The organism is Halorussus salinisoli, from assembly GCA_005239435.1.
GTDB lineage: Archaea > Halobacteriota > Halobacteria > Halobacteriales > Haladaptataceae > Halorussus > Halorussus salinisoli.
In genome coordinates this window covers 290,886-313,664 of record SZNP01000004.1, presented here as the reverse complement: position 1 = coordinate 313,664, position 22,779 = coordinate 290,886, and the positions used below count along the sequence as shown (strand labels likewise).

Annotated in this window: 17 protein-coding genes and 3 pseudogenes; 10 read left to right on the top strand and 10 right to left on the bottom strand. The window is 57.3% G+C overall.

Features of this window, described 5'->3' with window-relative positions:
* Positions 1–15 precede the first annotated feature (15 nt).
* Complete coding sequence (locus E2484_RS12785; protein WP_137285599.1) at positions 16–726, top strand: DUF2270 domain-containing protein; 711 nt, start codon at positions 16–18, stop codon at positions 724–726.
* 97 nt (positions 727–823) lie between these two features.
* Here E2484_RS12785 and E2484_RS12780 read toward each other — a convergent pair whose 3' ends face one another.
* Positions 824–1,084 (bottom strand): hypothetical protein, encoded by a 261-nt coding sequence (locus E2484_RS12780; RefSeq protein ID WP_137285598.1) that lies wholly within the window; start codon positions 1,082–1,084, stop codon positions 824–826.
* 1,190 nt (positions 1,085–2,274) lie between these two features.
* Here E2484_RS12780 and E2484_RS12775 point away from each other — a divergent pair.
* From E2484_RS12775 to E2484_RS12765, 4 genes and pseudogenes are all read left to right on the top strand, one after another.
* A complete protein-coding gene (locus E2484_RS12775; RefSeq protein ID WP_170977341.1) occupies positions 2,275–2,919 on the top strand; it encodes a helix-turn-helix domain-containing protein in 645 nt (214 codons plus the stop codon).
* A gap of 26 nt (positions 2,920–2,945) precedes the next feature.
* Positions 2,946–3,329: a HalOD1 output domain-containing protein gene (locus E2484_RS26060; protein ID WP_170977369.1), complete on the top strand. Its 384-nt coding sequence runs from the start codon at positions 2,946–2,948 to the stop codon at positions 3,327–3,329.
* A 33-nt stretch (positions 3,330–3,362) separates the two neighbouring features.
* Positions 3,363–3,614 carry a hypothetical protein gene (locus E2484_RS12770; protein WP_137285596.1) on the top strand — a complete coding sequence of 84 codons (252 nt, stop codon included), beginning with the start codon at positions 3,363–3,365 and terminating at the stop codon, positions 3,612–3,614.
* Between the two features lie 398 nt (positions 3,615–4,012).
* Positions 4,013–4,309 (top strand): annotated as a pseudogene (locus E2484_RS12765) (zinc ribbon domain-containing protein); the annotation flags it as partial.
* Between the two features lie 70 nt (positions 4,310–4,379).
* Here E2484_RS12765 and E2484_RS12760 read toward each other — a convergent pair.
* Positions 4,380–5,780: an FAD-binding oxidoreductase gene (locus E2484_RS12760; RefSeq protein WP_137285939.1), complete on the bottom strand. Its 1,401-nt coding sequence runs from the start codon at positions 5,778–5,780 to the stop codon at positions 4,380–4,382.
* 147 nt (positions 5,781–5,927) lie between these two features.
* On the opposite strand from E2484_RS12760, the gene E2484_RS12755 reads away from it, so the two are divergent.
* Positions 5,928–6,842, top strand: a complete 915-nt coding sequence (locus tag E2484_RS12755; RefSeq protein WP_137285595.1) for a helix-turn-helix transcriptional regulator — start codon at positions 5,928–5,930, stop codon at positions 6,840–6,842.
* Positions 6,843–7,216: 374 nt separating this feature from the next.
* Positions 7,217–8,284: a Spy/CpxP family protein refolding chaperone gene (locus tag E2484_RS12750; RefSeq protein WP_137285594.1), complete on the top strand. Its 1,068-nt coding sequence runs from the start codon at positions 7,217–7,219 to the stop codon at positions 8,282–8,284.
* 153 nt (positions 8,285–8,437) lie between these two features.
* Here the strand turns inward: E2484_RS12750 and E2484_RS12745 are convergent, their stop codons facing one another.
* The 4 genes from E2484_RS12745 to E2484_RS12730 form a co-directional block, all read right to left on the bottom strand.
* Complete coding sequence (locus tag E2484_RS12745; protein ID WP_137285593.1) at positions 8,438–9,934, bottom strand: tripartite tricarboxylate transporter permease; 1,497 nt, start codon at positions 9,932–9,934, stop codon at positions 8,438–8,440.
* Entirely contained in the window at positions 9,935–10,408 is a 474-nt protein-coding gene (locus E2484_RS12740) for a tripartite tricarboxylate transporter TctB family protein (protein ID WP_170977340.1), read from the bottom strand.
* Positions 10,409–10,471: 63 nt separating this feature from the next.
* Positions 10,472–11,530, bottom strand: coding sequence for a Bug family tripartite tricarboxylate transporter substrate binding protein (locus E2484_RS12735; protein ID WP_321112600.1), 1,059 nt, complete (start codon positions 11,528–11,530; stop codon positions 10,472–10,474).
* A 373-nt stretch (positions 11,531–11,903) separates the two neighbouring features.
* A complete protein-coding gene (locus E2484_RS12730; protein ID WP_137285591.1) occupies positions 11,904–15,482 on the bottom strand; it encodes a PAS domain S-box protein in 3,579 nt (1,192 codons plus the stop codon).
* Between the two features lie 556 nt (positions 15,483–16,038).
* On the opposite strand from E2484_RS12730, the gene E2484_RS12725 reads away from it, so the two are divergent.
* A complete protein-coding gene (locus tag E2484_RS12725; protein WP_170977339.1) occupies positions 16,039–17,331 on the top strand; it encodes an LVIVD repeat-containing protein in 1,293 nt (430 codons plus the stop codon).
* Positions 17,332–17,469: 138 nt separating this feature from the next.
* Here E2484_RS12725 and E2484_RS25595 read toward each other — a convergent pair.
* The 3 genes and pseudogenes from E2484_RS25595 to E2484_RS12715 all read right to left on the bottom strand — a co-directional run.
* A pseudogene (locus E2484_RS25595) lies at positions 17,470–17,694 on the bottom strand (hypothetical protein); the annotation flags it as partial.
* A gap of 909 nt (positions 17,695–18,603) precedes the next feature.
* Positions 18,604–20,172 (bottom strand): spermidine synthase, encoded by a 1,569-nt coding sequence (locus tag E2484_RS12720; protein WP_137285589.1) that lies wholly within the window; start codon positions 20,170–20,172, stop codon positions 18,604–18,606.
* A complete protein-coding gene (locus E2484_RS12715; RefSeq protein WP_321112598.1) occupies positions 20,173–20,475 on the bottom strand; it encodes a hypothetical protein in 303 nt (100 codons plus the stop codon).
* Here E2484_RS12715 and E2484_RS26055 point away from each other — a divergent pair.
* Positions 20,401–20,604, top strand: coding sequence for an HNH endonuclease (locus E2484_RS26055; protein WP_394347910.1), 204 nt, complete (start codon positions 20,401–20,403; stop codon positions 20,602–20,604). The genes E2484_RS12715 and E2484_RS26055 overlap by 75 nt on opposite strands.
* A 96-nt stretch (positions 20,605–20,700) precedes the next feature.
* A pseudogene (locus tag E2484_RS26050) lies at positions 20,701–20,886 on the top strand (DNA-binding protein); the annotation flags it as partial.
* Positions 20,887–21,000: 114 nt separating this feature from the next.
* Here the strand turns inward: E2484_RS26050 and E2484_RS12700 are convergent.
* Positions 21,001–22,398, bottom strand: coding sequence for a hypothetical protein (locus E2484_RS12700; RefSeq protein WP_137285588.1), 1,398 nt, complete (start codon positions 22,396–22,398; stop codon positions 21,001–21,003).
* Positions 22,399–22,779: the final 381 nt, after the last annotated feature.

Below are 22,779 nucleotides of genomic sequence, written 5' to 3'. Positions count from 1 at the left end.
ACCGTACCCCTCTGTATGGCCGATGAAACGCCAGACGACTCAGAGACGTCAGAGGAAGCCGAACTTGGCAACGAGATCGCCGATAACAGCACGGAGATGAGTTCAATATTGGGTGATGCCTATCGCGGAGAATTGGACCGGGAGACGACATGGCGATCACGCCTTGACCAGACGACTACGTGGGGGGTAACGGTTGTGGCTGCGATTCTCACGTGGGCGTTTTCCAGTGGCGATAATCCACATTATATCATCCTCGTCGGTATTCTAGCTGTCTCTCTCTTCCTGTTGATTGAAGCACGGCGGTACCGTGACTATGATGTCTATCGCTCACGAGTGCGTCTCTTCCAACAGAACTTGCTTGCGGACGCGCTTGATCCGTCAGAGGGGGTCGAACATGAGGATTGGCGGAGCAAACTCAGTCGGGATTATCGGACACCGACACTGAAAGTATCGACATGGGAAGCCACAGCAAACCGTCTTCGGCGAATTTACCTCCCGCTACTGGCTGTTTTACTCGTCGCGTGGCTGTTCCGAATCACGGCGTTCGCGCCAAACGAGAGCCCACTGGCGACTGCAACCATCGCCGGCGTCCCCGGAATTCTTGTCGCAGCTCTCATTGCTCTCTATTACATAGCCGCCATTATAATTGCACTCTGGCCTCGGGACCGGGAAGCTAAAGGAGAGTTCAGGGAAGGAGATCCAGAAGAATGGAAAGAGTCTAGTTGATAACATTTAGTGGTACTTGATTGTCCAACTACTCAGCATATCTTCGATGCGGTCGAACGCCTCTATCACGTACTCAACCGCTTCCGACTCCGTCTCGTCAGGGAGCTGTTGGCTGTAAGATTTGACCAAACATGGTGGGATTCCGTAGTTCGTGGGCAAGCATGCTGGCGAAGTTCTCCAATCGACTATTCTTTTGTTGCAGGTCCGCTTCGCGGTGGGTACGTTCGAGTTCGTAACTCATGCATTGGCCCCTCAATTCGAGGAACGTCTGCTCGACCTCGGTGAACTCCGCATCTCGTGGTGAGAGGTCGGTGAAGCAGATGATGCCGTAGGCGTCGTCGCCGACCGTCAGTTGCATGCCAGCGTAACATTCGAGCCCGAATTAGTGGTTAAGGGTGTCCCCGTCCCACACCTATCGCGGTATTTGATAACACGATGGAAATACGTTTTGACCAAGCGGAGGTACCAGCAGGATGCACTGGAGAGATACGAGTCGAAGCGAATCAAGAGATACTGCCCGCGACTGTACGGGTAACCCATACGACAACTCCTATAATCTAATGTATATACTATGGCAAATTTGCTCAATTTGAACCACGAATTGCGCGATTCAGCGCGTGAATTGAGAGAATTATTTAGACCATATGTTTTGAAAGTTTATATATGATTTCTTATATACAAGAGCGTATGAACACAGATAGACGGTCGTCCCGAGGAGTAGTGCATAAAGGGCAATACCGAACGGTGGGAGTATGGATGTGAGGTCAGCCACGGACGAAGAATACATGAGGAGTAGAAAACCTACCCACAGCACACTTGTAAATGTCCACAGTGGCTTGAGCGAATACTCCTTATATAGAAACCAGAGTCCAAGTAAAACGCCAATGATGATGGCGATTGTTCCAATGGCGTCGGTTGGTTGCATATAGGCGACGTTCCCGTGAAGGGCTTGGAGTGAACCGTAGAGGAGAACAAGAGCAGGCCAACTAGCCATATAGAATGCACTGGTGGTCAGGAGAAATTTACCAGTTGCCCTCATCCCCGCATTTCCCCATGTTAGGAAACGCAACCTCTTACGACTTCTTTCTTACGGCATTATTGACATACTCTACACGCTTGGTTTGCACCACCAACTGATGCGCTTCCAGGTGGGGAAACCCTTGTCGAATTCCCGAACACACGCCTCGAACGCATCGTCCCGACTCAAGACGCTGCACTGCCACTTTTTGGGTTCGCAGCGATGACCCAGACGCCTTCATCTTTCTGTAAGCAGGAAGCCCCGCCGTTTACGGCGGGTGAGGATGTCACTGACGATCTAACGCGTTTCACGTCGGTTGACGATAGCGTGCTCTGTCACGCAACGTGGGCTTCTGGCGCAGACATCCTCACCGATATCAAGAATCTCAACGCGACGATTATAGGCCACGTTCGGGAATGAGCATGCCTGCCGGGATGAGGAGGATGACGTGAAAACGCATGTCGGAACAGTCGCGAGGCAGTCCCCGGTTCGGGCGATGCAGTTATGCTCTGAGGGTGCCTGTTGTATCTATGTCCACGATAGCCACGTTTACTGTTTCTGCTGACGCCTTCCCACTTGGATACATCTTCGAGTCCTTCCCCGAAATTGCTATCGAAATCGAACAAGTCGTACCGACAAATAATGCCATTCTCCCCTATTTTTGGGTGCGAGAGGAGCCCGTTGAACACGTTCAAAAGGCCCTCAAAGCACAAGGGGCACTCAAATCATACACGCTTGTCGACGATCTTGGCGACCAGGGTCTGTTCCGTGCCGAGTGGAACCCAGATGTTGAAGGTATCCTCACCGGGATTATAGACGCAAAACTGACGGTACTCTCCGCGACCGGCACCGAGGATGAATGGAAGTTCGTGTTTCGAGCCGAGGACACCAACCAAATCGCGGAGTTCCAACAATACTGTGCCGATCAAGGCATTGATATCACGTTGGGACACATTCATTCGGTCGGAGCGCGAACCGTTGAAGGAGCGTACGGTCTCACGCCGGAACAGCGAGAAGCCGTATTTCTCGCCTACAAGAGTGGCTACTATGAGACACCCCCGGAAACAAACCTTAGTGAACTAGCGGAGGAACTCGGGATTTCCCATCAGTCGTTCTCTGACCGACTCCGACGAGGGATACATAACCTTATCGAAGAAACACTCGACGTGACGTAACCTTACCTACCAATGTTTTAAACCCCCTGAATATACTGTCTCTGGATTCAACCGAACCGAGTGTCTACAGAGTAGTAGGAGTCCTCAAAATTACTAATCATACCGAAGCTTCTTCAAGTAAGTCGTATACTTTCAAGAAAAAAGACGGGGCGACGTACTCTGTTCGGGAAGATGAATCGATCACCGAAGCTGTCGTCCGAGCCGTTAGTGCTGAGAAAGAATCCCACCCGACGGAAATCGAATCGCTCTACTCGGTCGTCGAAACTGACGCTCTCAATACGCTGTTCGCACCACGGATGAGCGACGATCGACGGATGGCGAACAGGGCGGTCGCATTCAAGTACAGCGAATGTGACATCCGGATCACGAATGACGGAGAAGTAATCATCAAGGAGAGTAAGACAGAATAAATATATCAACTAAATTGTGACTATTGCGGCGTGATGGTCGAAGGGGAAGCCGTAGAGCAGGTGAAAAGAGATGCGAAGACGCACCTCAAAGAGAACCACGCCGAAGGCGTGGTAACTAACCTGAAAGACCGGTACACAAACGTTTCATGCCAGAACGAGTGTGGATACACAGTCCCTATCGGCGTTAAGAACGTCGCAGGAATCGAGTGCCCGGATTGCGGTCACGATAACTTTTCACCGCTCTTAGAGCAATACGTCTTTTGGAGAATAACAGAAAATAAGTGAGAGACCGTGGTTTTCACTATCTGTCCAAGGATACTCGGTGACATCCTCCCGCGCCTTTAGGCGCGGGCCTCCCGAACCGCACAAGTGGCGGTTCCCGTCAATTCGGAACGGTGGGAGTCTCAGGTGTGCGACCGACGGCGCTGGCTCTGCCACGAAGCCGATGCTCGTACCCTGGATGGGGCTTCGAGGTATCTGGTTGTTTTGTGTCGGTCGGCGCGGTCGGCTTACCGTTTGGTTTCGGCTCTTGCCGTGGCAAACACCGAATCAACTGCCAGTTTCCCGCGCACAACCCATTACATACCGTATGGGACTGTGAAACTTCCGACACGCGCGAACGTGAGACGATGACGGCGATTCAGCCACGCCGTAAACGCCGTGGTATTCTCGCCTGTAATCTCTATAAAGCCAAAGAACACGGCGTCGAAGTCGTGCAGGTTGACCCGCGCAATACGTCGAAACGTTGCTCAACGTGTGGGTTTACCCACGATGACAATCGGTCAGGAGAGGCGTTCGAGTGCCAAAAGTGTGGGTACGTGAACTACGCCGACTACAACGCCTCGAAGAACATCGGTTTGCAGTATCTCCGTCGCAGGCAAAACGCAGACGATGGAGGCGCACCCGTAGATGTGCGCTTGAATCGCGGGACGCTGAACGTGAGTGGGGAATACGTCCCCCCTGCCGCTGGTGAGGCATAGAACGGGAGTCCACGCGAAAGCCTCGGGGCTTGACCCCCGAGGCGATTTACCCGGATATTCAATACCCAGTTCACGTGGTCGGCTCGATATTCTGGTTCATCCGGAATAGATTCTCAGGGTCGTACTCGTCTTTGAGCGTGACTAACCGCTCATACGCCGGGCCAAACGTCGTCCGCATCATCTCGTCGCCCTCCTCGTGGAAGCCGGGGAAGTTCAGGTAGACCGACCCATCGGAAAACTGGCGCATGTCGTCGAGGCAGTCTCGGACCCACTCAACGTTGGCGTCGTCGGTTTCTGGGTCCTTCCAGTTGGCCTCCACGCCGAGAAGGAACGGCGCGTGGCGGCCGGCAAAGGCACTCTCCTCGATGCCGACGTCCGTAATCGCACCCCCGAGCTGCCAGACATCGACCGTCGATAACGGCGAAGGAGCGGCTCGAGCCCAGTATGCGATGCGGTCGATGGTAGTGTCCGAAAGTCCGTCGAGGTACAGCGACTTCCAGTAGTACCGCATCCCGTCGGGGTAGTCCTCATCGAGGAGTTGCTGGAACTCGACGTAGGGCATCGTCCCGCTGAAATCAGCGATCGGGTCAGCGAACTCCCGTAGGGGCTTCAGTTCGGACTCCCCCTCGTCCGCAGGGCCGGCATAACAGCCCATGATGGCGAACTTCTGTTCGTGGACCCACTCGACAGGGAACATCTCCTCTTCGGGAAGCTCGCCGGCGAAGACGAGCGTACTGATCTCGTCTGGAGCGTTCGCAACAAACTCCCGGTAGGCCCGCAGCACCTCGGTCAGCCGGTCACCGGGATAAAACACGAGGCAGGTCGCTACGTCCGGACCGACAGGGTGAAGCTCGAACTCGAAGCCGGTGACGATACCGAAGTTGCCACCGCCCCCGCGAAACCCCCAGAACAGGTCTTCGTTCTCGTCGGCGCTGGCCGTCAGGTACTCTCCCCCCGCCGTGACCAGCTCGACCGAGCGGAGGTTGTCACAACTCAGGCCGTACTTGCAGCGCAGGTGTCCGATTCCACCACCGAGCGTCAACCCGGCGATACCGGTGTCCGAAACGACACCGCCAGGCGTCGCCAGTCCGAACGCCTGTGTTTCGTGGTCGAGATCTGCCCATGTGGCACCGGCCTGGACCCACGCCGTCCGCGCCTCTGGCTCGACCCGGACGCCGATCATCTTCGAGAGGTCGATGACGAGCCCATCATCGCAGACGGCCGTACCGGCAACGTTGTGCCCGCCGCCACGCACCGCCACGAGAATATCATTTTCGCGGGCGAAATTCACGGCACTAATGACGTCCGCGGCACCCGCACACTGCGCAATGAGTCCCGGCTGTTTGTCAATCATCCCGTTCCAGACGGCGCGGGCGTCGTCGTAGTCGGGGTCGTTAGGACGGATCAGATCGCCGTGGAATCCGGCTTCGAACTGTTCGAGCTGTTCGTCGTCGATTTCGTGCTTTGCCATATCATATCGAAGGGCAGCCTGGGTTTTGGCCTCACCTATCAAGCAGCGTTCGACGGCGTGAACAGCGTTTCAGCACGTGAGACGTGTTTCAATTCATGACAGGAAGCGTTACTATCTGTGCTCCCGTATCTTCCCAGCGGGATTCCCATGGAGCCCCACAAAGACGAAACGGACTCCGAAGACTCGACTCCGCCACCAGGCTCACCGATCCTAGAGGCTCTTCTGGAGAACGCGCGAAATCAACAGCATCTCGGCCAGCGACTAAACGCGGCGGGCGACCGCGTCGACACGGATCTGCTCGGCGACATTGTCCGGCATGGGCCAGTACTGGAAGCGCTTCGTCAGAAGCCACTCGACCGCGGAGAGATCGAGGAGCGTCTCGACGTCTCGCGGGCGACGAGCCACCGCTTCACCCAGTGGCTCGACGAGCAGGGTTTCGTCAAGAAGGTCGATGGCCGGTTTCAGTTGACCGGGCGTGGTGAGGCTGTCGCCGACGAGGTGCTCCGGTTCGAGGCGAACGTGCGAACCGTCCACCGAATGGCGCCGCTGCTGGATATTATCTGTGAAGACCACCAGGAGTTCGTCGTCGAACCGTTCGTCGACGCGACGGTCACCGTCGCCAAGCCGGACGATCCGTACCAACCGGTTGAGCGGTTTATCTCGCTGGTGGACGAATCGGACACCTTCCGCGGATTCAATACGACGCACATGGCACCGCTTGTCCTGGGTGAATTCCACCAGCGGGTGTTCGACAGAACCGACACCGAAATCATCTACCTTCCCCACATCGTCGAGAAACTCTTCGAGACGTATCCGACACAGGCGACCGAGGCGGTAGAGAGAGGCCACCTGACCCTCCGGACGCGCGACGATCTTCCCTACGGACTCGCCATCTTCGACGAGCGTGTGGGAATCGGTGGGTACGACGAGTCGACGGGCATGATGCAAGTGTTTGTCGACACAGAGTCACCCATCGCTCGGGAGTGGGCCGAGCGCGTCTACGCGTCGGTCAGAGCTGACTCCGAACCGCTCACTAACGATCGAATCGATTCGATCCACTGAGAGCTTCTCGTTGGGTTCTTCATATGTTGCAGGAGGAGAAGTGGATATGGCTCTGCTGAATAGAGCCTCTGTATTTAGCACGGCGCCGGTGAATAATATATTTTCTGATGGGATTAGCGCGATACATTTGCACTACGCATTAGACCTATATAGCGTAGTAAAGAAAATCAGAGCTATGCGGGACAGGGATTGATCTTGAACGCTATCTAAAAGAGTGGGCTATCGAAATCGGTTCCAGCACGACGACTGCCACTTCGGACATCAACTTGGCTTCGCCGATGCGGACGCGAAAATCGAACGAACCTGTTCCCCTCCGCCCATGTTTCGCAGTAATACAGTAGGTTTAAGCCAATACTGTACAATGGAAGTGTTAGATGGAACGACGTAATTTCATTTCAGCAGCTGGCTCTCTCGGTGTACTGCTCCTCGGGAGCAAGTCGGTGTCTGCGACGAGCGCGGATGACCATCAGCCACCGGATGCCGGTCAGCAGACGCAGGAGTATGCAGCCCTCTCGAAGGAAGAAGTGGCTGCACTAAAGGCCGGGAAAGGCGCTGTCTTCGGAGGTCTAGCGAAACCAGCGGAACTGAATGGTTATCCGGGACCCCGGCACACGCTTGATCTCTCTGACGAGCTCAACCTTACCGATGAACAGGAAGCTGAAATCAAATATCTGTTTGACGATATGCAGTCGGAAGCTCGCCTTCTTGGCAAAAGGTACCTCACATTTGAACGTCTGATTGAGGGTGGATTTGAAAAAGGAACGCTGACCGAGGAAAGACTTGAATCACTTCTCACGAAAAGTGGTGACTTCTATGGCGAACTAAGGAACACCCACCTTAAATATCACTTCCAAACTAAAAAGGTACTAACGGAAGAGCAGGTCGATAAGTACAACGAGATCCGTGGGTACACCAACGACGGCCATGATGGTCAGTCACACGACGGTCATGACGGCCAGTCGACGTATGCCGGTCAGCAGACGCGGGAGTACGCAGCCCTTTCTAAGGAAGAAGTAGCTGCACTAAAGGCCGGGAAAGGCACTGTCTTCGGAGGTCTAGCGAAACCAGCGGAACTGAATGGTTATCCGGGACCTCGACACGTTCTTCATGTCTCTGACGAGCTCAACCTTACCGATGAACAGGAAGCTGAAATCGAGTGTCTGTTTGACGATATGCAGTCGGAAGCTCGCCCTCTTGGCAAAGAGTATCTCGAAGTTGAACGGCAGATTGAGGATGGATATGAAGAAGGAACGCTGACCGAGGAAAAACTCGAATCACTTCTCACGAAAAGTGGTAACTTCTACGGCGAACTGAGGAATACCCATCTCAAGTATCACTTCCGAGCTAAAAAGATATTAACCGAAGAGCAGGTCGATAAGTACAACGAAATCCGTGGGTACACCAACGACGGCCATGACGGTGACCAGAAGCAGAATCACTAAAATAGACGGCCTTGTTGAAGGTCTCAAGCAGGAAGGCTTGATATAGCAGTGCCTTCGACTCGGATAGTCGCAGGACGGACTCCTCAACCAACTGAACTAGATTAGGAACGCCGAGGCGGACAAAAAGTAGAACGGTCTTCCGCGGCCGAGTCGTCAGGCAGATTCTACTCCTCGTTGCCGCCACGCCTGCACGAACGGGAAGAGCAGCGACACGACCGCGAGAATCAGTATCCCGAGCGTGATCGGTTCCGAGTAGAAGATGTCGAGCGACCCGCCAGAGAGTTTGAGGGAGCGACGCAGATTCACCTCGGCTATCGGGCCGAGAATGAGGCCGAGCACCATGGGGGCGAGCGGGTAGTCTTCGATTCGCATCACGTACCCGAGAACGCCCGCACCGAGGGCCACCCACACGTCGAGCACATTCCCGCGGAGCGCGAGCGACCCGATTATCGAAAGCACGAATATGGCGGGCCAGAGGTATCTCGCAGGGAAGTCGATGAGCCGCGCCCAGTAGCGTGCGCCGACGAGACCGAGGACGAGGATGACGACGTAGACCATGAAGAACCCGACGAAGATGGCGTAGACCAGCGCGGGTTCGTCCTGGAACAGGCCCGGACCGGGACGGATTCCATGGACCAGCAGTGCGCCGATGAGGATAGCGGTCACGGAGTCGCCGGGGATACCTAGTGTCAGCGTCGGAATCAGCGCACCGCCCGTGCTGGCGTTGTTCCCCGACTCGGCCGCCGCGATCCCGCGGATGTCGCCGTCGCCGAACGACGACTTCGTATCACCGAGCCACCGCTTCGCCTCGTTGTACGTCACGAACGAGGCGATGTCGCCGCCTGCGCCCGGAATCGCACCGATGAACGCGCCCGCGACGCTGGATCCGATGGTGACATTCCGGATGGCTGCGAGGTCTTCTCGGTTGGGAATCACGTTCGTCACCTCCTGCGAGACCTCTTCACTACCGATACCGCGCTGATATCGGAGCAGACCCTCGCCGATACCGAACAGACCGATCATCACCGCGATGAACTGGATTCCCGAGGTCAGCGTCTCGAATCCGAACGAGAACCGGGGGTACGCGAGGACTGGGTCGAGTCCGACGGTCGCCAGGAGCATCCCGAGCAAGCCCGATATGAGTCCCTTGACGAGTGAATCGCCGCTGACGCTGGCGATGATGGTCAGCCCGAACACCGCCAGTGCGAAGAACTCGGGGGAGCCGAACTGGATGGCGACCGAGGCGACCTGGGGGGCCAGCAGGGTCAGCAAGACGACGCTGACCACGCCCCCGACGAACGACGCGACGGTGGCGACGGCGATAGCACGGCCCGCGAGTCCGCGTTCAGCCAGCGGGAAGCCGTCGAAGACGGTGGCGGCTGCACTCGGCGTGCCCGGCGTCCGGATGAGGATGGCGGGTATCGAACCCGCGTAGAGCGCCCCGCCGTAGATGCCCAGCAGCAGCATCATCCCTTCGGACGGTTCCATCCCGAACGTGAACGAGACCAACACCGCGACGGTCATCGTCGCAGTCATGCCGGGAAGCGATCCCATCGTCATCCCGATGAGGACTCCGGCGACGATGAGGGTTAGCGCGAACGGTTGGAAGACGAGCGAGGCACCCTGAAGCAGGTTTCCGACGAGGCTCATCTACACGACCCCCGCTAGCGGGAGCGACGGGAGCCATCTGACTACCGACACGAGACTTCCTTCCGGGAGCGGGATGTGCAGGAATTCGCCGAACACGTAGTGGAGCGCGAGGCTGAGGCCGACAGCGAGTGCTCCTGACCGCCAGTAGCTCTTGACCCCGGAGTAAAGCGTCAACACGACCAGGAACGCCACCGTGTCGATGACGAACCCGAGAATCGGCATCAGCGCGACGTACATCACGAGGAGCGTGACCGGAACCGCGAACCGTCGCACGTCGGTCGCGGAAACGTCGTACGTTCGGGTCTCACTCGACACGACACTCCAGACGAAGAGGACGCCCGCGAGGAGCGTGATTATCGAGACGATGAGCCGCGGGAAGAACGCCGCGCCGGGTGAGTCCCCGAACCCGCTTGGGAAGTCCCGACTGGCGACGAAAACCCCGACCGAGAGGCCGACTAACAGTACCGCTGCCACCTTGTCTGTGTATCGTATCTGAAAAGACATTGTGAGTAGTTCGCCCCACCGCGGACGGGCGAGTTACGACGTGGTCGTCGTCTCTGTCTCGGTGGTCGTTGGCGTCGCGTCGTCCCCGCCGGGCCCGAGGCCGAGCTGGTTGACGATGCCAGCGAACCGGTCGAGTTCGCTCTGCATGAACTCGCCGTACTCCTGCGGACCGCGGTAGACCAACCCGAACCCGTTCTGGTTCATGAAGTTCTGGAACTCGTCGGATTCGTAGACCGACCTGTACGCGTCGTGGAGTGCCTGCACCCGCTCGTCCGGCGTTCCAGCGGGGACGCCTAGACCGCGCCACGCGCCGATGGTCACGTCGATGTCTCGCTCCTGAAGCGTCGGCACGTCGGGGAACAGGTCGCTTCGCTCCTCGCCGAAGACCGCTAGCATGTTGAGCGGGCCGTCCTGAACCTGTGGGGCGACCTCCGCTGGACTGGCAGTCGTCGCCTCGACCTCGCCGTTGACGACCGCCTGCGTCGCTGGTGCGCCGCCGTCGTAGCCGATGTGTTCGACCTCGATGCCAACCTCCTGTGCGAACTGGGCGGCCGAGAGGTGCCAGATTGCTCCGATACCCGAGTTGGAGATGCGAATCTCGCCGGGGTTCTCCTCGGCGTAAGACGTGAACTCCTCGATGGTGCTGTACGGTGCGTCCTGATGGACGGTCAGCGACGCTGGGTCGAAGTTGTACTGCATGACCGGCGCGAACGCATCGGGCGTGATGTCGGCGATACCGAGGTGTGAGATGGTGCATATCTCGACCGTCAGCACCCCGACGGTGTGGCCGTCCGGTTCGGCGTTCGCCGCTCGTCTGAAGCCAGCACTCCCGCTTCCGCCGGTCACGTTCGACACGAAGAACGAGGTATCCATGTAGTTCTCGGCCAGTGACGCGAGTTGCCGGCCGGTCCGGTCGGTGCCACCGCCCGCGGCCCACGGAACTATCATCTCGATGTCGCTACTCGGGAAGTCTTGCTGTTTCGCCCCGACGTAGCTAGGTATTCCGGCGAGGCCCGCCACGGCCCCTGTACCGACTGCCTTCAAAAGAGTTCTCCGCTCGGTCGTGCTCGTGTCTTTCTCTTTCCCCACCATGGTAATTGATATCTATGCACAATCCAAGCTAAGACCTTTTCGCACAAGTACAGCTAGATTGAGGCTGAATGAAAAGCTAGATTCATCAACCATACTTCCCAGCTAGTGTTATTAATTCCAGCCACTATATTGATGGACACAATCTCGGTATTCAGCACACTCACAGAGACCTATCGTGATGCTATCAATCGCAATGTGCTGAATACAGGGCGCGTATTCAGCATCGACGCACGTCCAAATTCAGACTGCCGGAATCGATTAAGGGAAATTTCGTAGCGCGTCACACGACCGTTTACACCGTGGAAGGAATCGATGGAGGTGGCTTGAAAATAGGACAATTTTCTGAATTCGTCCTGATTTGCTCCGACAGGCCTCAGTTACGGGATGGGTTCTGGTCTACGTTCGTGAACTCGAACTGTGCACCTCCAGTTGCGCTCTCGGTCACCGTATACTCCCATTCGTATACCTCAGCTAACTCCTGTACGTACGCCAATCCCAACCCAGTGCCGCCTTGCTCGGCGGCGGTCGTGTAGCCTGCTTCGAATACGGCATCTCGTTCGTCCACTGGAATTCCTGACCCGTCGTCGGCCACGTAGAACCCGACCGGAAGATCGCCGACCGTAATCGTGACGTCTTGACCGCCGTGCTCCACAGCGTTCTCGAAGAGATTCCGGAATAGGTGCTGAACGTACGTCTCGTCGGCCTGTATCGTCTGGTCGAACTCAATGTCGAGCGTCGCTTCGGGGGCTTCGACTTTCTCCCATGCTTTGCGTGCGGCGTCCGCAAGGTGGACTGGTGTTCCTTCATTGATTACTTCGCGACCACGGGTCAGCACCAACAGAACGTCGATCATGTCCTCTATTCGATCGAAGGCTTCGGTGACGTACTCGACTGCCTCCGAATCCGTCTCCGCTGGCAATTGCTGGCTGTATATTTGCCCGATGGTGACGGGGTTTCGGAGTTCGTGCGCGAGCATGCTGGCGAAAGTGTCGAGGCGTTCGTTGCGCTCCTGGAGTTCCCGCTCGCGTTCGACCTTTTCGGTGACGTCCTGGGCCGCCCCGCGGAACGAAACGACTTCATCGCCGATGGTCTCTGGAACTCCCTGAAGCCGAAGCCAACGCATCTCACCGGTGTCCGTCCGAATCCGCACCTCGACATCGAAGGGGTCGCCGGAGTCGAGCGCGTTTTCGACGGCGTCCTCAACGATCGGCTGGTCCTCCTCGTAGTACATGTCGAGGGCCTCGTCCAGCGGCGGTTCCTCGTCGCCGGGTACCTCCAGGAGATCGAAGATATGGTTGGTCCAGAACACGTCCATCGTGTCTACGTCGATCTCCCAGCCGCCGACGTCCGCGATGCGTTCGGTCCGTTCGAGGAGGTCGAGCGCACGTTCGAGTTCGCGCTCGCGCTCCTTGCGCTCGGTGACGTCTTGAACCACCCCCACTGCACGAACGGGCTTCCCTTCGCTATCGTCGTAGAATCCACCCTGAACCGAGATTACGCGTCGCTCGCCGTCGGCTCTCGTAATCCGACACTCGAAGTCCCACTTGCCGGTCTCGAAGGCCTCCTCGAAGCACTGCTGTACTCGCTCGCGGTCGTCCGGGTGGACGTGATCGAGAAACGTCTCTAGGCTCCAGTCGTCGAGCGGTTCCTCGTAGCCGAAGATTCGGTCGTGTTGTGGTGAGCGGATGGGTGCATCACCGGTCTGAAGGTCGAGTTCCCACGTGCCCATCTCTCCGGCCTTGAGTGCGAGTTGTAACCGCTCTTCGCTCTCCTGCAACTCCGTTATCGTTTCGTCGAGCTCTCGTTCGCGCTCGACCTGTTCCGTGATGTCCTGGGTGAAGCTTAGCCCCGCGAAGATCTCGCCGTCGGCGTTTCGTAACGGCGTCGCCCACGCCTGCCAGGTCCGGCCAGCGACCGTTGTCTGGGCGCTTCCGGTCTCGCCGTCCTCGATGGCAGCTCGGAACATCGGTTCGAGGTCCGCAGCGACGTCGTCAGAGTATTGTTCTGGCATCCTCGTTCCCTCGATTTCCTCTGCGCTGGGCAACGGATCGCCGACTTTCTCACCTGCCACCAGTGTGTACCGGAGGTCGTGGTCGTACACGCCCACGGCACCGTTCGGGAAATTCTCGGCGAGCGTTCGGTACCGGCGCTCGGATTCTTCGAGACGTCGCTGCGTCTCGCGGTGCTCGGTAATGTCCTCGAACGCGAACACGGTATGTTCCAGTTCGCCCGCCTCATTCCACTGTGGGGCACCGTTAACCGACACCCAGACCCGCTCACCTGAAGGCTGGCGGAGGCCGATGACCTGGTCGTAGATCGCCTCCTCGCGGGCGAGCACGCGATCGAAGGGCGCCTCACCCGTCTCGAGGGAGTCACCGTTCTCGTCGACGAGATCCCAGCGGGGATCGTCGTGGGCGAACTCGTTGAGTTCCTCGCGGGAGCGCCCGTATATTTTCTCGGCACGGTCGTTAGCGAACTGGATCATGCCGTCGGCGTCGACGACCGTGATTCCCACCGGGCTCGTCTCGACGATTTGATCCTTGAGATTGCGCTCTCGCCGGAGCTCCGCCTCCATCCGCTTTCGTTCCGTCACGTCGAGTAACGTTCCCAGGACGGCTGGGTCACCCTGATACTCGACCCGGCTGCCGTGGACTTCGAGTTCGATCCGTTGGCCATCTTTCCGGACGCCGGTGAACGTATAATGACTCGAGTCGGCTTCGCCTTCTTGGCGCGCCCAGAGTTTTTCGACGACCATTTCCCGGTCTTCCGGGGCGACGTGATCGAGCGGCTCGGTTTCCGAGAGCATTTCCTCCGGCGTGTAGCCGAAAATATCTGCGAATCTCGGGTTGACGTACTGTATCTCGCCGTCTTGGATGAGGTAGATGCCGAGGAGATTCTGTTCGACGAGCCGCTGGTATCGCTCTTTTGTGGTCCGAAGTTCGGCTTCCAACTCTTTGCGCTCGGTGATATCCTGCGACATCCCCAGGGCAGCAAAGACGTCGCCGTCATCGTCCCGGACCGGGACAACTTGGAATTCGAAGAGGCGGTTGTCGTACTCGGCCTCGAACGAGTCGGTCTCGCCCTTGAGGGCGGCCTCGTAGCGCAGGACGAGTTCGTCGGCTAGTTCCGGCGGCAACGCCTCTCGAACCAGGCTACCCTCCACTTCCTCGGCCGTGACGTCAGCGACGTCGAGGGGGTTGCCGCCGACGGTCCGGTAGTGGAGGTTCTCGTCCACGAGGGCGACCGCGCCATTGGGGAAGTTCTCGACGAGCGTCCGGTAGCGGCGCTCGGACCGTTCGAGTTCGTGCTCGCGTTCGACGCGCTCGGTCACGTCCTGGAAGTACACTGAGAGCCCCGTCTCGGAGGGGTAGGCGTGAATCTCGTACCACGCTTCGAGCGGGTCGGGGTAGTAGAACTGGAAGGAGGTCGGTTCCTGGGTCTCCATCGCAGTCCGGTACTCCTCGCCGAGGGTCGAGTCGGTCGCCCACTCGAACACCTCCCAGAAGTTCTTGCCGACCAGACCCTCGCCCTGGTAGTCGATCAACTCCTCGGCGTGTTCATTGACGTATGTGAATCGCCATTGGTCGTCGAGTGCATAGAAGGCATCTGAAATTCGACCGAACATCTCGTTGAGTTCGGTTTCGAGGCGCTTTTTGATGTCAGAGAGCGATTCTTCGGCTGTGATGGAACCGGGCTCGAGAGTGTCTTCGGCATCGTCTTGCTCGCGGGTAGAGCTAGGGTCGGGGGGGCGCCACCATACGCGGCTCCGAGCGCCGACCTTCTTACTCTCGATATCACCCCGGTCGGCCAGTTCGTCAAGTTTGTTGAGGGCGGCACGTCGAGTACATCCGAGTTCCTCCCCGACTTCGCTGGCCGTCACCGGTTCGCAGACCATCCCTGCTCGCTCACAGGCGGCGAGGACTTCTTCGAGAGTGATACGACCGGAACTCATTAATCCTTTTCCGTACTTGAACGGCAAAAGAATTTCCCTCGAAGGAACAAGCTGAATATAACCTCTGTATTCAGCACGGCAACCGACGAATTATCCCATCTCTGAGGGAAATCAGCGTGATATATTCGCACCAGGTGTTAGACCAACCCTATCTATGAGATTGTGGCCTTGTTGAAACCCTCAATCGGTGATAGGTTATAGAAGTCTTGCTGAATACACAGCGCGTATTCAGCACGAGGGGCCCTCGGAGGGATTCAATCCAATTGTTTCTGGCACTGGCAGTCCCACTATCGTTTGCATCGGAAATGGTGTGAAGCGTCATCTTCTCGAATCGTGGACTGTTCACTCCACGAACACCGTTCATCCCGTGATTTTATAGAGGATGATGGAGGCCCTCTATCTGTGGTATGGCATGGCACCTCACATCAATGGCTCGGGGGACGAGGAACAACCGGGAAGTGACCGCCGGACGTTCTTGAAATCACTCGCACTTGTCGCCCCCCTCGGACAGATAGACAGCCGCACAGTTTCACAATTACCACAGTCACCTACCCAATTGGAACTCCTGGGCACCCATCCGATCGATGGTGCCGCCGAAGTTGTGATACAAGACCAGTACGCGTACGTGGCCGTCTCTGGCGTATACAAGGAAACCGCCGTCAATGCTGGGGGACTCGCCGTCGTCGATTGGACGGAGCCAACAGAGCCACGCACCGTGTACTCACGGACGTTCGGGGCTCCGCTCACACCGGACGCGCCGCCGAATCTGCGCATCGACACGCCGGACGTAAAGGTGGCTGGCGATGTGGCGGGGGTCGCCAACGACGGCAATCCGGGCGGCGTCGCCTTTTTCGACGTGAGCGACCCGGAACAACCAGAACACGTGTCGTTCTACGACGTGAGTACAGAGGATCGCCCCCTCGGCACCGTGCATAACCTCTTCCTCGATGGCGAGTACGCCTACGTCGGAGTGAATGCGACTACTGCAATCGATTCGGATGAAGACGGCCAACCGGATCAGTTGCGACCCTTTGGCGAAACGGGCGTGGATATCGTTGACGTGAGTGACCCGACGACCCCGACGCGAGTGAGCACGTGGAAACTGAAAGAGTTCCCGGGTCCGGCCTTCGCAAAGGCCGGACTCGTTAATGGATTTCACGACGTGTACGTCCAAGATGGACTCGCCTATATTTGCTTTTGGGACGCGGGCATCGTCGTGTTGGACGTGAGTAATCCGAGTGCGCCCGAACTCGCAGCCCATTTCGGGGAGGCGCCCGGCGCCACCAAAGAAGTCCGATTCTTCGAAATTGGCGAGGAAGACCCTGAGGCGTACCTCCAAGAGACGGGGCAGTTAACCCGTCAACTGACGTTACCGGGGAACGCGCATTACGTCCAGCCCTCGCCAGATGGGTTGTACGTGTATGTCGGCGCGGAAGCCTTTGGTAGCAGAGAGCCAGGTGGCATCGACATCTGGGACGTCTCCGACCTCGGGAAGGACATCTTTGCTGGCCCAAACCGGATCGGTCATATCTCCCCACCTGACATCGACCTCTCTCTGGCTGATCAGGAGTACCTCGACGCAAACCCAGTGATTGACACCGACGATTCACGGGGTCGCGACTTGCTCCGTACGTCACACAACTTCGACGTGACCACCGACCGACTCTACACGTCGTGGTACGGCGGTGGCGTCCGCGTATTCGACATCACTGATCCGAGCACGCCGACCGAGATCGGTGTCTACGATCCGGAGGGTGCGTCGTTCTGGACGGCCGTTGCCGCAGACGAGACCATTGTCGCGAGCGAATATCGCACGGGACTCGTCTTCCTCAAAAACCCTAATTCCTGAGGGTGCTGGCGACAAACGTACCCCTTGTTTCGGGCTCTTGCAGCAACTTGACGTGAATATCGAGATGTTTTTTGTGCTGATGTACCGAAGCCATTGCTAAATACAGGCTCTGTATTCAGCAGTCTGTTCATCTCAGAATTACGGACAATCATACTCCTCGTGTGAAATAGCAAGGGTTCGTTCCAGGTTGTGAACGGTGCATTTGATGACGAGTTCGCGGAACTGCTTCCACCAAGGGCGTGACCGCACGAACGCACCGGATTTCTGTTTGATCCCCGTTCACTGTCTCGTTCATCTTCCGTCGATGGTAGAGTTGCTGTCCAGCCGTGTATTCCACGCCTTGTGGACTGAGGTAAATACGCGAGCGTGACGTTCACGAGAACCCGCCAGACGGCCATCTCCTGCCTTACGGCTGGTGGAAGCCTAGCCACGCCTACAGACTGGCAGCAACACGCCACGGTTCACGGAAAACCACCGCCGAACTGAATCCACGAACTCCTGAACTATCAACACCGTATGTGTTAGTGGGGTTGGGTAGCTGTAAGGCTGGTATTGAATAGCGGTGGTCTGCGGTGGTCTCGCTATCGGTCACGCAGTTGGTTGGTCTTACACCACGTGTAAGAGACGTTCCCTTCCTGTCTGATCGTCCCCGGATAATTGGAGTACGTGCAATTGAGGGTGTGTTAATCTCGGCGTCACAGTGCTGTGTTTCAGCGGGCTTGAACTCCGCGAACGTGAGGACTTCCTCGAAGAATATCTCTCGATTTCGGTTGCCGAATCCAAGTGAACCGCTGACCGACGAGGTCCTCGTCTAGACGGGGTGCTCACAGGTCACGCACGCACTCATGGCCGACGGTCCCCACTGTGAACAGCTCAAAATGTTCCAACACGTTGACTGTCAGGCCGTCGAAAGCATTATCGCCGCTGTGCTAACTGTTTCGAAGACACCGATGAATAGTCTGCTTCTCACGGTTATCATGTGTCGAGGATACACAATCTGAATGCTCAATCCGTGGTGCATATCTTGTCGAAGCCTCTTTCGGAACTATCCAGTTCGAATCGCACATTCAGTGAGCGATAGAGTCCATGTAGCTGAGTGGAAGGAACCCCTGCTTCAGGCTGCACGCAACCTCTGTATCTTGAACGTGCCGACTCGACTTACCCAATTTTCGAGAATCGACCGGAACTGTCCGACGCCTCGGAGAACGACGCGATTACCATCCACCACAACGGGACTGTCGAGTTAAAGAGTCGACCGGAGTGACGCCCCGTTCAGCCAACTGTTTCGTTCTCCGGCGGTGCCTGTTCGATGACGTACCGCTGGCCGACCATCGGGTCGAGCAAGCTGTCGACTGGCGCGCGGTTATCCTGGAGTATCGGCACGCCTTCGGTCGGTTCGTCGTTTCGGTAACTCCCGATCTCGCTACTGAGATCGATGCCGATGTCGCGATCACGGTTCCGTGTTCGGAGCTCGGACTCCGTTACCACCTCCGAGTTCTTTGTTGCAACGAGTTCGACGTTCTGGACGACGCCCGTTCTAGCGGTCGGGAACCCGTATACTTGCGGGAACACCTGTTCCATCGTCCGGTATTGGGCGCGGTAGAACTCCGAAGCGGGCCCGTTCGGTGCCGAGATGACGTTCGCAAAGAAGATGCCGTCCTTGGAGAGGCGGTCATTCGCTAACCGCATGAATTCGACGGTCGTCAACTGGAACGGCACCTTGTCCTTCTTGTAGGCATCTAACACGATGACATCGTAGGTGTTGTCCGTGTTTCGGAGGAACCGCCGGCCGTCTGCGTTATAGATATTGAGCTGTGCGGACTCCTCGACGCGGAAGTATTCCTTGGCGACATCGATGACTTCAGGGTCAATTTCGACCACGTCGACGGTGACGTCATACTCGGCTTCGAACCGCTTAGGACCGGTGAATCCGCCGCCGCCGATGAACAGCACCCGGTCTATCTCGTCGGGATCCTCGGCGAACAGGTACGGGATGTGGAAGTAGCGAGTATACTCGAAGACGTGACGGTTTGGATCGCTTAGGTCCATCGCGCTGTGGCGCTGGCCGTCGAGGAACAGCGTCCGCGTGTCGCCAAGGTCGGCGACTTCGAGTTCCTGGTACGGCGTTTGGGTCTGGTAGATGACCCGCCCACCGGTGGAGACGCCGAAAGCACCGCTACCGATTGCCGCTACGAGCAGTACCGTGACGCCGAGGACTGCAAACAGCGGTTTACGGTTCATCGACGGAAGCACAATCAATGCCGCCGTCCCGACGAGCAACAACCCGAACAGGAAGCCGATAGTATCGATGCCGAACGTTGGAATGAGAAGGAACGTCGTGCCGAAAGCACCGAGGATGCTGCCGACCGTCCCGAGGGCGTACACGCGGCCCGACGCCTCACCGACGTCCTCGGTGTTCGACAATTCGGCTGCATACGGGCTGACGAAGCCGAGCAGATAGGTCGGCGGGCCGAACAATAATATGATAGCGGGCAGCGAGGCGAACCGGCTCGGGAGCGGGAACACCGACCCTGCAGTCAACAGCAAATCGCCGGCGAAGACCAGTACTGCGATGTAAGCGGCTGTTCCGAGCAATAGCCATGTCAGGCGGTCGACGCTCGCCTGCTCTGCGGCCCGTTTGCCGCCGTAGTGGTAGCCAAGGCTCAACGCCGTGAGAAACACGCCGATGATGCTCCCCCAGGTGTAGATGCTGCTGCCGAACTGGGGAGCGACCATGCGGCCGGCGAGAATTTCGAGCCCCATACTCGCCACTCCGGAGACGAATACCGCGAGTTCGGGTGCAGTCACCCGGCCAAAGGACCGAGTTAGAGGGGAATCCATCTACGAGCCAGTACAGCTTTCCAGAACTAAATCCTGGCGAGGCAGCATTCCTTGGCCGTGTCGCACGTTGAGTCCCCGGTCAACGTCTCCTTCGACGATCTCTTGTTCCTGATTTGTCCGTTCGACTTTCGTTCGATCCACGCGCTTGATAGCTTCTTCGCGGTCGAGTTTGTCGTCGCGGTGCTGTGCGAGTACGACATCTTTCCATAAATCTTCGAGACCACGTTCATGGGGTCGTTTGAAAACCTCGGACTTGAGAAGGCCGCGTGCATTTGTGATCTGGGGCTTTTGGACGTCGCTCACGTGCTGTTGTGGAGTGAATATCCGGAGTATTGGTCTGACTTGACGAATGTATTGCCGTTGAGCAGGACGTATCATGCTGCGTTTGATCGGGAATTATTCCGATTGACCGGGAGTACCGGTCGCGAGTGAACTCGTCGTTCGAGACACAAAGCGAACTACTTCAGCGGACGATCATCGATCAAGCCGGTGAGCGAGTTCCACTACCCGACGAGAGTCTGAACCCCGAGTACCACGACAACGCGCGAATTACGGCAGTTGTACGACACTAACCGCACAGATAGTTACTACGGAGGACGGCGCCCGACAGAACGACAAGTAGATACGATGCAACAACTCGCCGAGAGTATCCACGAACAGGTTACAAATCAAATCAGCGAAGGTGGTGTCTCCGTCTGTGATTCTCCAAACTGAGTAGTTATAAAAACTATAGCTGAGTTGGTCTGCACAAAGAATCACAAACAGTGGTCGGCGTCAAGTTCACGCTCTGAATTGGGTCGACGACTGGCCGACATCCCTCACACCGAGTCAGACGACTTCGATGATGAGCGTGTACGGGAAGAGTTGACTCCGCCAGTCGTACTCCTTCGCACCCTCGTACGTCGGCCACTTCGTCCAGATGGTGCCAAGTACCTCGTAGGTCCCCGACTGGAGAGGTTCATCGGCGCCGAGGTTATCGTGTCCGAGGCGGTAGGTCGCAGATTGGGTCTGGCCCGGCTGGAGGTCCATTTCCGTATGCGACTCCGGGACGATGCTACCGTTCTCGATGATGACGTTATCGGTCTGCTCATACACGTCATTCCAAAGGACGTGTTCGCCGCCAGGGCCGTACCCCCAAAGCACGCCAAATGGAGTACAGCCCTCCATCTGAAGCCGGACGGTGTCGTCGCTCGAATTCTGGACGGAGAGTTGGATGTCGATAGGGCCGGTCGTCCCATCGTTTTCGCCAAGGACGGTCGCGTCAAACGTGACCGGGAGGTCGTCCCAGTGGACGTGGCGAGTGTCAAACCCGAAGACTTCGTCGTCAACGCGAACGTAGTTGCTCCCGTAGTCGAGATCTCTGGCGAACTGCCGGGGGACGTCGTCGGGATAGAGAACGCGGATACGGTCCTGGTAGTTGCCCGGTGTCTTCCGGTCGCTCGCAAGGAGGCGCTCGATGAACTCTCTCGTCGGCGGGCCGTAGTCGGCGGTCTCCCGGATGCGGCGGCCGTAGAGTTCCTCATCTGTGGCTTCTTGGGCACGGACGGTGTGGGGTGGGGAGCGGTTTGTCCGGGAGACGGCGATTTCGCCGGTTCCTCTCGGCGTTTCGATGTAGTCGTATTGGTCGAGGAAAACCTGGACTTGCGGGTCAAGGCGGGTGGTCTCGTAGGGGCGTGGCGCGGTTTCGACACCGAGGGGTGCGATGGTTGACACGACATCCTCGATGGCATCGTTCGACCGAATGGCGTCTCCGTCGTGCGTGACGGTGCGCTCTTCGACAGGTTCGTCCTCAGAGATTTCGGTGTCGAGACGGACGGTCACCGTCGGGAAGGTGTGTTCGACGTCCCAGACCGTGTCTTCGTACGTCACGAGGTTGATATCGTCGATACCGTCTAAGAGGTCCTGTGACGCATCTTGGGTCGTGTAGGGCGGGGAGTCGATAGCGGTCCGAACGGCGTCACGAACTGACTCGTCGAGATCCGAGAGGGGTACGGAGTCGCCTTTCGGGAAGCGGAATCTGTCCTGTGGAAGTGTCCATGCCTTCGCCAGATACGATTCTTGGATGAGGTCAATGAATGCACGAGGATTCGTCTTGGTTTTCGAGGTGGTGGTTTTGCTGGACGTCGCGTTGGACGTAGTAGTTTGGTTACAGCCAGCGATAGTGGTGCTGATGGCGAGTATTGTCGTTGTTCGGAGGAGCTGGCGCCGAGTTGAGGAGGGCGACATACGCTGCAAAGCGAATTGGGAGAAGAAATGCCTTGTGTTAGTTCCAAATAAAAATGTCTGAAATCAACGTGTGTTTCTTGACCTCTGGGGTTGTATCAACGCACAGGGGATGGGTGTTCTATGGAGAGATCTCTAGATAGGTTCGACCGTTAAGTTGTTATTCTGTGTACTATCCCGATTACGTGATCGCCTGTCGGAGGATGGTGAAAGCGAAACTGCGTTCTGACGCGGAGTACCTGCACTTCCGGGAGTGGTAAGTCTCGTTTGAGCGGCGGGAGAACCCAAGTCGAAGCGTAGAATTGTGCCAGTATTTAGAGAGAAGGCCGGGACGTGGTAATAAAACCAGATTCTGAATTATAAATAGTGAAAAATTATAAATAG